The organism is Plantactinospora sp. CA-290183, from assembly GCF_050936375.1.
Lineage (GTDB): Bacteria > Actinomycetota > Actinomycetes > Mycobacteriales > Micromonosporaceae > Plantactinospora.
On sequence record NZ_JBNJMX010000003.1, the window covers coordinates 508,541 to 522,353 of the forward strand.

A 13,813-nucleotide genomic window follows, 5' to 3' on the forward strand; every position below is an offset into this window, starting at 1 on the left:
GGCACCCGCCATGCTGAGTTCGCCGACCAGCGTTTGGCTAGCCAGCGGCGGGCGCCTCACCACGTCGTGGGTACGGCGGCGGCCGAGGTGGTACAGCGTTCGGCGCTGCTGGGATGCTCACATGGCACATCGTGTTGCGGACGGCGGGGGGCGGCGTTTCATGGAGGTGGCCTGTGCCGCGTCACCCTGAAACGACCACCATGCCGAACACCCTGCTGCGCGACGCCCGCAGGGGCCTGGCATCGCCGCACCGACCCGGCCAGCACATGTCGCGTTCGGAGCTGGCCGATGCCGTCAACAACGCCCTTGCGCAGCTCAACCCAGGCCGGGACATAACCGCCCAGTACGTCGACTTCCGGTGGGTCGGCAAACTTGAACGGGGTGATCACCGCTGGCCGAGCGCAGAACGCCGTGCCGCCCTGCGCCAGGTGCTCAATGTCGTCCGCGACGTCCAACTCGGCCTCTACAGCCCACGCCGCTCCTCCGACGCGGTAGTTCCACATCCGAGCCCACCGGCGATTAGCCCGGTGTCCGGCAGCCACGTCGATGCCGAACTCATCTCCGGCCGTTCGGATGCGGTCGAGGTGTGGCTACGTGAACTCGACCGCATCACTGGGCAGTCCAACCCGTGCGTAACCCCACAGCTCGCGGTCCGGGTTCGCCAGCACCTCGAAGTCCTCGACTGGCTACAACGCAACGGCGCCCGACCACACCTGGCAGGTGTCGATGCCCGGTGGTCGGAGTTCATGAGCTGGATCGCCGACAACGCAGGAGAACCTGGCGGCGGATCGTGGCTGGACCGCTCGCACCGTCGTTCGACCGAAGCCGACGACCAGATACTCAGCGCGTACACCCTCATGCGGCAAAGCCAGCGAGCCCTCGACGACGGCGACGTCCGCACCGCGATCACGCTGTCCCGCCGATCACTCATGCACGGCCCGGTGCCGTCCCGCACGCGGGTGCTGTGCCTGGCCCGGATGGCCGAAGCGCTGGCCGCCAGCGGCGACGACGACACCAACAGCGTGATCACCGACGCCCGTCGTGGGCTGGGCCGTGCCGTAGACGACGCCGCAGACGAATTCGCCAAACACTGCGACCTGCGCTACGTCACGGCAGTCGATGCGCGTTGCCGGCACCTGCTCGGCGACTCGATGTCGGCCGTGGCGATCTTCGAAGAGCTCCTGAACGGCGAACAGCCGACAGCTCTGCTCGACGCCGGGATGTGGCACGCACATCTCGGTGAGTGCTACCTCTTCAACGACCCCGAACGCGCCGCCGCCCACGGCATGAGCGCCCTGCGGCTAGCCCGTCAGACAGGCTCGTACCGCGTCATCCGGGCGACCCAACCGCTGGCCATTGCGCTACGCCGACACAGCGGCCTCCCCCCGGTGCGCGTCTTCGTCGATACGCACCACAGAGCCGTGACCGGCCGGTGACAAGATGGCCAGGTGAACTTGATCCCGACGACCACCAGCACCGACGTCGCCGCCCGCATACCGATCGTCGCGGTGTTGCCGATCGGCAGCTTCGAGCAACACGGCTCGTTTCTTCCGTTGACCACGGACACGATCGTTGCATCAGCGGTCGCCGCATCCATCGCACAACGGCACAACGTCCTGCTATTGCCACCGATCACCGTGTCCTGCTCGCACGAGCATGCCGCCTGGCCCGGGACCGTCAGCATCAGCCACCAGACCCTCTCTGCCGTCGTCGAGGACATCCGGGCATCACTCGCGGGCAACGGGATCCGGCGGCTGGCGATCGTCAACGGCCACGGCGGCAACTACGTCCTCAGCAACATCGTGCAGACCGCCAACGCAATGCAGGCCGGCTCGATGACCCTGTTCCCCACCCGGACGGACTGGGACAGTGCACGGACCGCGGCGCAGCTGGCCAGCGACGCACACCACGACATGCACGCCGGCGAGCTGGAAGTCTCCATCCTGCTGCACGTCCAGCCGGACGCCGTAGGCCCCGGCTACGTCAACGGGGACCATGCAGCCGACGAACGGCCGATGCTGTTGGTCCATGGGATGGGTGCCTACACGAAGACCGGGGTCATCGGCCGTCCCTCGGCTGGCACAGCGGACAAAGGACGGGCGCTGCTGGCGAGCCTGGCCGAGTCGTTCGGCGATCATCTCGCCACCCTGCTGAACGAACAGTAGATGGCCGACTGGACGTGGCAACGGCGGGTAGTACGACGCCGGGCGTGTTGACCGATAGGCTGACATCGTCCCAGCGATCGCAATCCTGACGTCAGCGGTCGTTTGCAGACCTCCAGGCCAGGCCGCAGGCAGGTGTAGATGCCCCGACACCCAGACACGGTGATCACGCCCAACACGCTGCTCCGCGGAGCCCGGCAGAGCCTGCCATCACCGCAACGGCCTCGGCAGTGCATGTCCCGGACCGAACTGGCCGACGCGGTCATCGCCGCACTCAGCCAGCTCTACCCCGGGCGAGACCTCGCCGCCCACTACGTCGACTTCCGCTGGATTGGCAAACTCGAACGCGGCGAACACCGCTGGCCCAGCGAAGAACGCCGTACCGCTCTGCGTCACGTCCTCGGCACCCCCACCGATACCCAACTCGGCCTCTACAGCCCACGGCGAAGCGACGCCAGTTGGGCCCCCCACAGCATCGGACTTGAACCGACGCCCGGGAGCTGGGACGAGACGATGTATCAGCTGCGAGCACAGTGGCACCTGCTGGTCCAGAACGACAAACTCCTTGGCCCGGAGTACGCGCTCATCGGCGTCACCACGCAACTGACGCTGCTCGACCGCCTCCTGGGCGGCGTGCCCGACGCGCGCCGCCCCGCCCTCGTCCGCCTCGCCGCTCAGTACGCCGAATCGGCAGCGTGGTTGAACCAGTCGCTCGACGATTATGCCGAAGGGCATCGGTGGACCGAAAAGGCCCTCGCCTGGGCAGATCAGATCGCGGATCCCATCATGACCGCATGGGCGAAATACCGCAGCAGCCAGCATTGGCTGATCGTCGGGCAGCCCCGCCGCGCCGTCGAGCGCGCCGAGGCCGCAATGATCCACGACAAGCAGCTACCTCGACCCATGCGGGCAGCCCTTCGCGTCCAACATGCTCACGCGCTCGCCGCGAGCGGTGACCATCGCCAAGTCATGCTGATGCTCGACGACGCGCATCGCTGGGCGGCGGTTGGCAAGCCCGGCAAGCCCGAAGGCGAGCATGGATCGTATTGCACGAGTGGATACATTGAAATTTATCGGGGAACGTGCCTGCGGTTGGCACGGCGCCCGAACGAGGCCGTCGCGGTGCTAAGCGAGGCGCTTACCTCGATCCCACCACTGCATCGCGGGGACTTCGCCTCGGCGCTGGTAAGCAAGGCCGCGGCCCACGTAGCGGCGCGCCAACCCGATCTGGCCGCTGCAACGGCACATGCCGCGCTGCCGATCGCACGCCACACAGGGACCCGCCGAATCCTGCACCAACTTGTACAGGTCGGTGCGGCAGTCCGCGAGCACCGCCAGCTTGCCGACGTTCGCGCGTTCCTCGACGACCTCGCCGAGAGCACCTGATGGCGTCGGAGGCCGAACTCGCCGCGATGCGACACGCCATCACGCTGTCGGCCCTGGGCTTGGGAACCACGAGTCCCAATCCACCCGTTGGATGTGTCATTTTGGACCGCCATGGGACGGTAGCGGGTGCGGGCTTCCACCGCCGCAAAGGAGAGTCGCACGCCGAAGTACACGCCCTCTCAGCGGCTGGGGCTGCGGCTCGTGGCGGTACTGCGGTTGTCACGCTCGAACCGTGCAATCACGTCGGCGTTACGCCTGCCTGCCGCCAAGAATTGCTTGACGCTGGTATTGCGCGGGTCGTGATCAGCGTCATCGACCCAACGTCGCGAGGCGACGGCGGCGCGGCAGCGCTCGCCGCTGCCGGCGTCGAGGTCGAAACTGACGTGCTCCGCGATGAAGCGCTTGCCGTTCTCGGGCCTTGGCTCACTGCCACCGTACGACGCAGGCCATACCTAATCTGGGTGAACACCTCGGACAATGATCGTGACCCGGCGGTAAACGAACGGCTCATCCTCGACCTGCGCGGTAGGGCGGATGTTGTCATCGCGAGCAAGGTTGCTGTCGAAGGCATCCCGGGAGGTCACGCTGGCGAGCATTTCGCGTTGCCAGGCCAGTTCGATGTCGATGCGGGCCTGGTGCGATTGCTCTCAGCCACGTACACAGCAGGCGCACGGAGCGCCCTACTCGTGGGATCTGAATACGCGGAGATGCTTCGGCATCAGATGCACACCGTCGACGAAGTCCTTATCGCCACCCAAAGAGCCGATCCGTCCCACGCACTCGCAGCGGTTGACCCACACGTCATACCGGCCGGTTTCCGGCTCGCTGACGTAACACCTTGCGCAGGATCAATGGTGGTTCGCTTCCGACAACCTAGTCGGGGGAAGGCGTAGTGCCCCGCCATCCGGACACGGTGATCACGCCCAACACGGTGCTCAGCGAAGCCCGCCGGAGCCTGTCATCACCGCGTCGGCCTGGCCAGTGCATGTCCCGGGCCGAGTTGGCCGACGCCGTCAACGCTGCGCTCAGCCAGCTCTACCCCGGACGGGACCTCGCCGCCCACTACGTCGACTCTCGCTGGATCGGCAAGCTCGAACGCGGCGAACACCGCTGGCCCAGCGAGGAACGCCGGACCGCCTTACGGCACGTCCTCGGCATACCCACCGACACCCGACTCGGCCTCTACAGCCCACGACGAACCGACAGTGCGAGGACCGGCAACAACCACGGCCACGCACCTTCGCCCGACTGGCTGAACGGACTGCTTCCCGCTGCTGAACTGTCGCCGCTGGTCACGGCCGCGGCCGGCGTTCGGGGCACCCAGAACTCGATAAGTGGCCCGCGTGCCAGCGACACGGTCCACCTACTGATGCCGGCGCTCCGCCGTACGCTAGACAGACATGATCTTCCCCCGGATGGACCGATCGGGTCCTTGCCCGAACTTCGGCGCAGGGTTGAGAATGTCGTGCGACGAAGGTTGCAGTCACATTACCGGTTGCTCGCGCACGACCTCCTGCGCCTCCTACCGGAACTACAACGGGCAGTGCAGGAATGGAGCGGACACCGGCAGGCTGCGGCGGCTGGACTGCTCACGCAAGCTTATCGCGGCGCCGACGCCGTAGCCGACAAGTTCGGCTACTACGACCTGTCGGCGCGGATCATCGGCCTCATGGCCGAATCAGCTCGTCAGTCCGGCGATGAACTGGCGGTTGCAGCAGCCAGATACGTGCGGGCCGAAACGTTCTTCGCGAACGGGCAATTTGACGTTGGGCGGTCGCTGCTGGAAAGCGCCGCTGACCAGCTCACGCCTGAGGGCGGGACATCCGCCGCCGCTGCTTACGGCGCGCTGCATATGCGGGCAGCCGTCCTCGGCGCCCGGGGTGGGCAACTCGGCTCTGCTCGTGCTCATCTTGAGGAGGCAAGAGTCTGGGCGCACTGCGTTCCAGAGGGTGTCTATTACGGCACTATGTTCGGTCCGACCTCCGTGCACATCCATCACGTCGCCCTGGGAATCGATGGAAATGATCCCGATGCGGCCATCAAGGTCGCAGCACAATGGCGGCCCTCCACTGATATTCCCGGCGAACGCCGGTCCCACTTCTACATTGAGATGGCCCGAGCACACGCGATGGTCGGCCTCGCCTCAACCGCCTTCGAAGCCCTCCTGGAGGCGAGGAGCGCTGCACCTGAGCATGTTCACTGCCATCCACAGGTCCATGACTTGCTCGGACAGCTTTCGCAGACGACGCTCGCCAATAACGGCCGGTTGCAAGACTTCAGGGATTGGTTGGAAGGCAAGTCCGAAATCAAGGAACGTTCGGGCGAAGCAGGTCCGGCAACTCCATTAGCGACCTGACTATCCATTTCGCGGAGGCCGTCGTGAGCGGATCATCGGCCCAGAGATGGCCCCATGGACCACGCCGGACTAAGATCGGTTGAAGTCCAGCCGCCCCTGCTGCGGCAACATCGTAGTCGCGATGGTCGCCCACGTAGGCAATTTGGTGACGCTCTCCTGGCGCGAGCTCAGCGACACGATCGAAGAAGCGCCGATCAGGTTTGGCCACCTGCCACTCGCCAGATGTCGCAATCCGGTCAGCCGGCAGGTCGAGTTGCCGAAGCAGCTCGCCAACCCGCGCCGTCTGGTTCCCGGCGATACCGACCCAGAGGCCACGTGCCCGTAGCTCGGAAAGCGCTGGCCGAACGTCCGGATAGAGATCACTTTCCTCGATCTGTTCTCCTACGCCTGCTGCTTCGCGTAGCTGACGTTCGTGATCAAGGTCGAATCCGGGTCGGAAGTACTGGAACGTCTCGGCGTTGTTCCGTCCTTGTGCCACCAGGGCTCCAAGTAGAGCTGAGAAGGTGTGCCGTGGCACGCCGATCCAGTCAGCCCAGGCAGCGAACCCGCGGGTGTCGTCGAGCAAGGTCTCGCCGATGTCAAACACGACCGATCGCATAAGCGCCCATCCCATCTGTCTGCCTCAAGCCAACGTGCCGCCTGACCATGCTGTGCCACCTAGGCTCCCATGATCGCGACGGTGCCCATCCGCCCCTCAAGGCGGCGGCAAATCAACGCCGGCCCGGCCCGAGCCGTCGGCCGCTGAGGCCGGGCAGGTCAACGTCCGGTCGGACCGCAGGTCGGCCCAGAAGGTCGGACCATAAGTCGGCATTCCCAGCTTGACTGCAATCAGTAATCGTTACCAGTGCAGTCAGTTACAACAGCCTGAAGCAAACACGCCTCGGCTGGATCCACACCGCACTGGCGACCCTCCAGGCGGACGATCACGACGCCAGTACACCTGGCCCACACCGCAAAATGACCATGGCTAGTAGCCCGGCGCACCCCTTCCTCGCTCTAGGGCCGGGTCGAGACGCCGTGCCTCCACACTCACGGCCAGACTCCCAGGCAATCGAACGGGATCCGGGGGAATTGCCGGAGCCAGCAAGATCAGCAGACCGTACAGGAGTATCGATGACCCAGCAGGTGAGCATGTTCAAGGATTCCGATAGGGCGGCGGCGAAGTTCCGCGACGCGATGACGGAAAAGCTGCTGGCAGATCGCATGATCACCTCCCCGGTAGTGGAGGCGGCGTTCCGGGCCGTGCCGCGGCATGCGTTCGCTCCGGCCGGCGTGTCGCTGGGGGCGGTGTACAACGCCGATGAGTCGTTGGTGACCAAGACCGACCAGCACGGTGTGGCGCTGTCCTCGATCAGCGCGCCGTTTATTCAGGCGCGGATGATCGAGCAGGCCGGGCTGCGTGCGGGGTTGAGTGTGTTGGAGGTCGGCTCGGGGGGTTACAACGCGGCGTTGCTGGCCGAGGTGGTCGGCGGTGAGGGGCGTGTGGTCAGCGTCGACATCGACGAGGAGGTGACCGACCGGGCCAGGGCGGTGCTGGAGGCCACCGGGTACGGCGACCGGGTCACGGTCGTGCGGGCCGACGCGCAGCAGGGCCTGTCCGGGTACGGCAGGTTCGCCGCGATCATCGTGACGGTCGGTGCGTGGGACATCTCCCCGGCCTGGCTGGAGCAACTGGCGCCCAACGGGGTGCTGGTTGTGCCGTTGCGGATGGGCGGGGTCACCCGCTCGATCGCGTTCCGGTGCGACAGGGATCACCTGGTGAGCCAGAGCGCCGAAGTGTGCGGGTTCGTGCCGATGCAGGGTGGCGGGCAGCACAAGGAGCGGGTCTTCGAGCTGCCGGACGCGGACGGCCACCATGTCAGGCTCAGGTTCGACGACGCCGTCCCGGATGACCTCGGCCAGCTCGACGGGGTACTGGCTGCCGGCCGCGCCGAGGTGTGGTCGGGCGTCACGATCCCGCACAGGACGTCGTTCGCCGACCTGCATCTGTGGTGCGCCGGTTTTCTGCCCGGGTTCTGTCAGGTCGCGGCGGATGACGGTACCGAGCTGGCCGCCGAGCGCGGGCAGTGGTTTCCCTACGGCGTGGTGCGTGGGGACTCGTTCGCCTACCTCGCGGTCCGACCGGCGCTGGAGGGTGCGGGGGTGGAGTTCGGGGCACGCGCCTACGGCCGGCACGGCGAGTTGCCCGCGACCGCGATGGTCGAGCAGATCCAGGCGTGGGACCGTCACGGTCGCCCCGCGCCGACGATCGGCTACTGGCCGGCCGGCAGCGACGACGCCGCCCTGCCGGAGGGTGCGGCGGTGCTGACCAAGACCCACGGCCGGGTCACGATCTCCTGGCCCACGGCGGGCTGAAGCCGCGCGGCGTCCGCGCGGGCCAGGTGCTCCACCCCATTCCCCCCTTCTGTGAGGAGATGTTGATGGCTCCAATGCTGACCCTCGACGGCATGGTCAAGGATCCGACCCTGACCGACGCCCTGGACTTCGACCTGCCGGACATGCGGGTCATCGAGGCCACCACCCCGTTGACGAGCATGGCGTGCAGCACCAACGACGGGTGCGGCAGCACCTGCAGCGGCAGCGCCTGCAGCTCCAGTTCCAACGACCCGTCCTAACCCGTCGTCCCGAACCATCTGTGGCCGCCGGCGTCCTGCTCCCGGGCGTCGGCGGTCCGGTTCACCCTGCGAGGAGGTGAACAAGGTGAGCATCCCTGTGCGCTACCGGCATAGCGGCCTGGTGCTGATGCGCGCGACGACCGATCCGGGCGATCTCGATCCGCCCACGCACCTGGACCTGTCCCAGCCGGCTGTCGTCGAGCAGCAGGGCCGGGCGTGGCTGGCCAAGGTTTGGGCGCGTGAGGAGATCCGGCAGGCGCTGTCGCTGGCCAGCCCGGACCTGGCGGCGAGGGTCGGCCGGCTTCTCGACGCCGGCACCGGTCCGGGCACCGTCAAGCAGCTACGCCGCGCGGTGTTGTCCGTCGCGTCCTACCTGCTGCGCTGGCAGCGCCGGGCGACTCCGTTCGGCATGTTCGCCGGCATCTGCACCGCCACCGTCGGGCCCGCGACCGCCCAGTTCGGCACCCGGCACCGGATTGTGGCGCGTCCGGACGGCGGATGGCTCACGCACCTGATCGATTCGGTGGAGCGGCACCCGCGGCTACGTCCGCGTCTGCTGGTGACGGCGAACAGCGGCCGGGTCGAGCGTGACGGCCGCCTGATCGTGTCCCTGCCGGATGAGGTGGGTGTGCGCGGGCACGCGTCGCTGCGCGAGGCGAGCGTCGCGCACACCCCGGCCGTGCGAGCCGTGCTGGCTGCGGCTGCCGTACCGGTCCGGGTAGACGCCCTCGCCGACGCGCTGGCCGCCCAGTTCCCGGCCGCCGGCTGGCAGAAGATCCGCGCCCTGGTGGACAACCTGGTCGACCAGCGGTTCCTGATCACCAACCTTCGTCCACCGGCGACGAGCCCCGACGGCCTGGCGCACCTGATCCGCGCCCTTCGCGCTGTGGGCGGTGAGGACCTGTTCGACATCGCGGGGCTGCTGGCGGGCCTTGATGAGATCCACGAGCTGCTGGCCCGTCACAACAGCTGCCTCGACCCGTCACGGGCGGCGGCGCTGCGGGCGTTCGCGTCGGTGTCGATGACCGCGCTGGCCCCGGCCACCAGTCAGGTCCTCGCCGTTGATGTGCGGCTCGACGCCAGCATCGCGATCCCCGAGGGCGTGTTGGCTCAGGCCGCGCTCGCGGCCAGTGTCCTGCTGCGCCTGTCCACGCAACCGTTCGGATCCACCGCCTGGCTCGACTACCACGCCCGCTTCCGTGCCCGCTACGGACCCGGCGCCCTGGTCCCGGTGCGCGACCTGGTGGCCGACTCCGGCCTCGGCTACCCCGGCGGCTACCTCGACGCGCCCCGCGCCCGGCCCGCGTGGCGGGAACTGACCGAACGCGACGCCGCCTTCCTCGCCCTCATCCAGAAGGCGACCCTCGACGGCGCGCGGGAGATCACCCTGACCGACGCCGACGTCGAGGCGCTGACCGTCGGCGACCACGGCGACATCGTGGCCCCGCAGCGCATCGAACTCGGCGTCGCGCTGCACGCCGCCTCCACCGACGCGATCGACCGGGGTGAGTTCGAACTGCGCGTGGTCGCCGCACCCCGCGTCCCGACCAGCATGGCCGGCCGGTTCGCCCGCCTGCTCGACGACGACGGCCGCGCCCTGCTGGCCGCGACCTTCGAAACGCAGCCGCCGGCGGCCGGGAGCGGTGAGGCGTTCGCGGTTCAGCTGTCCTTTCCACCGCGGCGGGCGCATGACGAGCACGTCGTCGGCGTGCCGCGACTGCTTCCCGATGTCGTCTCGCTGTGCGAACACCCCGACGGCGAGGTCATCGACGTGGACGACCTGGCGGTGACCGCCGACGGCGAGCAGATGTACCTGGTGCAGCGCTGCACCGGCCGGCGGGTGATCCCCCGGATCCCGCACGCTCTCGACTTCGCCGCGCACACCCCGCCGCTGGCCCGGTTCATCGCCGAGGTCGCCGACGCCCGCACCGCCACCTTCGGCCCGTTCAACCCCGGGGCCGCCCGCATCCTGGCCTACATCCCTCGCATCCGGTACGGGCGGACCGTGCTCGCCGCCGCCCGCTGGATCCTCGACAACTCCGACCTGACCAGCGCCCGGAGGGAGTCCTGGGAGGAGACCCTGACGTGGTGGCGGCAGCGGTGGCGGGTGCCGGCCCGGGTGGTGCTCTGCCAGGGTGAACTGCGCCTTCCGCTCGACCTGGACCAGCCCGTGGACCGCACCCTGCTGCGCACCCGCCTGACCCCGGTTGGGCGTGTCGAGCTGCAGGAGGACAGCCCGCCTGGCGCGCACGGCTGGATTGGACGCCCCGCCGAGCTGCTGATCCCGATGACCGTCATCAACCCGCCGCCACGCCCGCTCCCGCGCACCGCGAAGCCGGGGCCGGTCATGCGGCCTGGCGACGCGCTGGTGGTGCACGCGCAGCTGGCCGGCAACCCGGCACGGTTCGACGCGATCCTCACCCGCCACCTGCCCGCCCTCGCTGACACCCTCAGCGACTTGGTCGAACGGTGGTGGGTGCGCCGGCACCGCGACCTGATCCACCCCGACGCCGACCAGCACCTCAGCGTGCTGTTCCGCCTGACCAGCCCGGACCGGTACGGGCCGGTCGCCGCCCACCTCGCCGCGTTCGCCGCCGGCCTGGACGCACGCGGCCTGCCCGCGCAGCTCACCCTGGCCTGCTACCCACTACACCCGGCCCGCTACGGCCAGGGCCCGGCGATGGCCGCCGCGGAGCGTGTCTTCGCCACCGACACCACCTGCGCCATCGCCCAGCTCACCGCGGCCGACGCCGCCGGCGTCCCGGCCCAGGCCCTGGCCGCCGCGTCGATGACGCACCTCGCCGCGGCCTTCGCTCCCAACCCGCAGGCCGGCTACCGGGCGTTGACTTCCTGCCTGCCCCGCGACACCGAACCGCTCGACCGCGGCGTCCGCGATCACACCCTCCGCCTGGCCGACCCCGCCGACGCCTACCGGACCGTCCGCGCCCTGCCCGACGGCGACAGGGTCGCTGCCGCGTGGCAGACCCGCGACGAAGCCCTCGCCGCGTACCACCTGGCTCTCGTCGCCGAGCGGGACCCAACCCAGGTGCTGCGGAGCTTGCTGCACGAGCACCACCGGCGCGCCGTCGGAGTCGACCCCGCAGTCGAGAAGATGACCGGGCGTCTGGCCCGCGCCGCCGCCCTGCGCCGACTCGCCCTGGCCGGCGCCCTATGACCCCCCACATCGACGCACCTGCGATGGTGCTCACCGACAGCGAGGCGGGCCGCCAGTCCTTGGCGAACGGCACCGCCGGGACCGCGTTGCTGCACATCGAGCGCGCCCTCACCGGCACCGGCGGCTGGGCGACCGCGCACCGGCGGATCAGACGCGCCGCGAACGGGCCGCTCGACGCGGGCGACCACGCCGGCCTCTACTACGGCGCACCCGCCATCGCCTTCGTCCTGCACTGCGCACACCCCCGATACCAGCCGGCTGCCATCGGTCTGGACCGGCACCTGCTGCGCCTGGCCCAGCGCCGGCTCGCGACTGCCAACACCAGAATCGATCGTGGCCAGACCGCCACGTTCGGCGAATACGACCTGTTCTACGGACTGACCGGGCTCGCCGCGCTGCTGCTACGCCACCAGCCCGACAGCGACACCCTCGCCGACCTGCTGCGATACCTGATCCGGCTGACCCGACCACACCGCGCAGACGGAATCGAACTGCCGGGATGGTGGGTAGCCCACCACCCCGACCCGAGCCTGCCGACCCCCGGCGGGCACGCGAACCTCGGCATGGCCCACGGCGCCGCCGGACTGCTCGCCCTACTCAGCCTCGCCACCCGCCACGGCCGCGTCGTCGACGGCCAAACCGAGGCGATCGACGCTCTCTGCGACTGGTTCGACCGGTGGCGGCAGGACTCCGATGACGGCTCCTGGTGGCCGCAGTGGCTCACCCGCGACGACCTGCGCACCGGCCGGCCGTCACAACGCGGCCCCGGCCGGCCGTCCTGGTGCTACGGCGCGGTCGGCATCGCCCGCGCCCTGCAACTCGCCGCCATCGCCACCCACCATCACCGCCGCCGCGCCACCGCCGAGGACACCCTCGCCGCCTGCCTGACCGGCCGGCAACTGCGCCGGATCACCGACACGGGACTCTGCCACGGCATCGCCGGCATCTACCAGACCGCATACCGGGCGGCCCGTGACGCGCGAACCCCCACGATCGGGCAACAGCTGCCCGCCCTGGCCGAAACGCTGTCCAGGCACGCGGCAGCCACCGAAGACGACCCCACCAACGACGCAGGGCTACTCACCGGCAGCGCCGGAGCCCGCCTGACCCTGGAAACCGCCTCGCACACCACACCACCACGCTCGGGATGGGACGCATGCCTGCTCATCACCTGACCGCGACACCACCACACCAACTCGCCGCCGCCGTGCTCCAACTCCTCGCCGGCGCGAACCTGGAGGCCACCGCCGACGGCAACGACCTGGATCCCCTCGACCTCATCGAAGCCCGGCAGGTATACCAGGCCGCTGGCCTGGCCGCACTCCAACGCCGCGCCGAACACGAGTGGTACCAGGTGCTCGTCCAGTTCGGTGACTGGCCCGGCGCGGAAACATCACCACTGGGACCACACCTGGATCAACTCACCGCCGACGGGGCAATCGCCGGCGGATGGTGGTACCTGCGCAAGTACCCCTGCTGGCGGCTACGCTTCCGCGACGCCGACACCACAGCCGTCAACAAGGCCCTCGACGACCTGAGCACCACCGGGGTCCTCGCACGCTGGTGGCCGACGATCTACGAATCGGAAACCGACGCGTTCGGCGGACCCGTCGCGATGCACATCGTCCACGACCTGTTCATCGCCGACAGCCACGGCGCGCTCGCCTACGCCCGCCACCCCAACCCGCCGCTGGACCGCCGCCACCTGTCCCTCCTGCTGATCAACGCCCTCCTCGACGCCGCAGGTCTGGACTGGTTCGAACGCGGCGACGTCTACGCCCGAGTACGCGACCTGCGACCAGCACCTGCAGGCGCCGACACCCCGAACACCGCCACACTCGCCGACACCATCCGCCCCCTGCTCGCCCGAACCCTACGAGCCGACGACGCCGCCCGCGCCTACGGCGAGCCGGCCGCGTCCATCGCCGCCTGGCTCGCCGCGTTCGACCACGCCGGCCAGCACCTCCGCCGTGCGGCAACCGACGGCACCCTCGGCCGAGGACTGCGCACCGTACTGGGCCAGGTCCTGATCTTTCACTGGAACCGGTTGGGCCTGTCCGCCCGCACTCAAGGCATCCTCGCTACCGCCGCCACCACAGCCATCCTCCCCAGGAGCTGA

At 69.0% G+C, this 13,813-nt stretch carries 11 protein-coding genes; 10 read left to right on the forward strand and 1 reads right to left on the reverse strand.

Going from position 1 to position 13,813, the window contains the following annotated elements:
- The first annotated feature begins 200 nt into the window (after positions 1-200).
- The 5 genes from ACQEUR_RS10505 (at position 201) to ACQEUR_RS10525 (ending at position 5,904) form a co-directional block, all read left to right on the forward strand.
- Complete coding sequence (locus ACQEUR_RS10505) at positions 201-1,436, forward strand: hypothetical protein (protein ID WP_433028843.1); 1,236 nt, start codon at positions 201-203, stop codon at positions 1,434-1,436.
- Positions 1,437-1,448: 12 nt separating this feature from the next.
- Entirely contained in the window at positions 1,449-2,165 is a 717-nt protein-coding gene (locus ACQEUR_RS10510; protein WP_433028845.1) for a creatininase family protein, read from the forward strand.
- A gap of 159 nt (positions 2,166-2,324) precedes the next feature.
- Complete coding sequence (locus tag ACQEUR_RS10515; RefSeq protein ID WP_433028847.1) at positions 2,325-3,548, forward strand: hypothetical protein; 1,224 nt, start codon at positions 2,325-2,327, stop codon at positions 3,546-3,548.
- Positions 3,549-3,574: 26 nt separating this feature from the next.
- Positions 3,575-4,441 (forward strand): bifunctional diaminohydroxyphosphoribosylaminopyrimidine deaminase/5-amino-6-(5-phosphoribosylamino)uracil reductase RibD, encoded by an 867-nt coding sequence (ribD, locus tag ACQEUR_RS10520; protein ID WP_433029013.1) that lies wholly within the window; start codon positions 3,575-3,577, stop codon positions 4,439-4,441.
- 20 nt (positions 4,442-4,461) lie between these two features.
- A complete protein-coding gene (locus tag ACQEUR_RS10525) occupies positions 4,462-5,904 on the forward strand; it encodes a hypothetical protein (protein ID WP_433028849.1) in 1,443 nt (480 codons plus the stop codon).
- Here the strand turns inward: ACQEUR_RS10525 and ACQEUR_RS10530 are convergent.
- Positions 5,855-6,517: an HAD family hydrolase gene (locus tag ACQEUR_RS10530; protein ID WP_433028851.1), complete on the reverse strand. Its 663-nt coding sequence runs from the start codon at positions 6,515-6,517 to the stop codon at positions 5,855-5,857. The two genes, ACQEUR_RS10525 and ACQEUR_RS10530, sit on opposite strands and share 50 nt — an antisense overlap.
- 500 nt (positions 6,518-7,017) lie before the next feature.
- Between ACQEUR_RS10530 and fxlM the strand changes: the two genes are divergently transcribed.
- From fxlM to ACQEUR_RS10555, 5 genes are all read left to right on the forward strand, one after another.
- The gene (gene fxlM, locus ACQEUR_RS10535) at positions 7,018-8,259 is read left to right on the forward strand and encodes a methyltransferase, FxLD system (RefSeq protein ID WP_433028853.1); all 1,242 of its coding nucleotides are present in this window, start codon (positions 7,018-7,020) and stop codon (positions 8,257-8,259) included.
- Positions 8,260-8,324: 65 nt separating this feature from the next.
- Positions 8,325-8,519, forward strand: coding sequence for an FxLD family lanthipeptide (fxlA, locus tag ACQEUR_RS10540; RefSeq protein WP_433028855.1), 195 nt, complete (start codon positions 8,325-8,327; stop codon positions 8,517-8,519).
- 85 nt (positions 8,520-8,604) lie between these two features.
- Positions 8,605-11,694: a lantibiotic dehydratase gene (locus ACQEUR_RS10545; RefSeq protein WP_433028857.1), complete on the forward strand. Its 3,090-nt coding sequence runs from the start codon at positions 8,605-8,607 to the stop codon at positions 11,692-11,694.
- 23 nt (positions 11,695-11,717) lie between these two features.
- Positions 11,718-12,869, forward strand: coding sequence for a lanthionine synthetase C family protein (locus ACQEUR_RS10550; RefSeq protein ID WP_433028859.1), 1,152 nt, complete (start codon positions 11,718-11,720; stop codon positions 12,867-12,869).
- On the forward strand, positions 12,851-13,813 hold the full coding sequence (locus ACQEUR_RS10555) for a thiopeptide-type bacteriocin biosynthesis protein (protein WP_433028861.1): 963 nt from the start codon (positions 12,851-12,853) through the stop codon (positions 13,811-13,813). The genes ACQEUR_RS10550 and ACQEUR_RS10555 overlap by 19 nt, the downstream gene beginning before the upstream one ends.

Bases quoted from the DNA above. Each gene is read 5' to 3' on its own strand.
- ACQEUR_RS10550 (WP_433028859.1), top strand. From the start codon at position 11,718: ATGGTGCTCACCGACAGCGAGGCGGGCCGCCAGTCCTTGGCGAACGGC.
- ACQEUR_RS10530 (WP_433028851.1), bottom strand. From the start codon at position 6,517: ATGGGATGGGCGCTTATGCGATCGGTCGTGTTTGACATCGGCGAGACC.
- fxlA (WP_433028855.1), top strand. From the start codon at position 8,325: ATGGCTCCAATGCTGACCCTCGACGGCATGGTCAAGGATCCGACCCTG.
- ribD (WP_433029013.1), top strand. From the start codon at position 3,575: ATGCGACACGCCATCACGCTGTCGGCCCTGGGCTTGGGAACCACGAGT.
- ACQEUR_RS10505 (WP_433028843.1), top strand. From the start codon at position 201: ATGCCGAACACCCTGCTGCGCGACGCCCGCAGGGGCCTGGCATCGCCG.
- ACQEUR_RS10555 (WP_433028861.1), top strand. From the start codon at position 12,851: ATGCCTGCTCATCACCTGACCGCGACACCACCACACCAACTCGCCGCC.
- fxlM (WP_433028853.1), top strand. From the start codon at position 7,018: ATGACCCAGCAGGTGAGCATGTTCAAGGATTCCGATAGGGCGGCGGCG.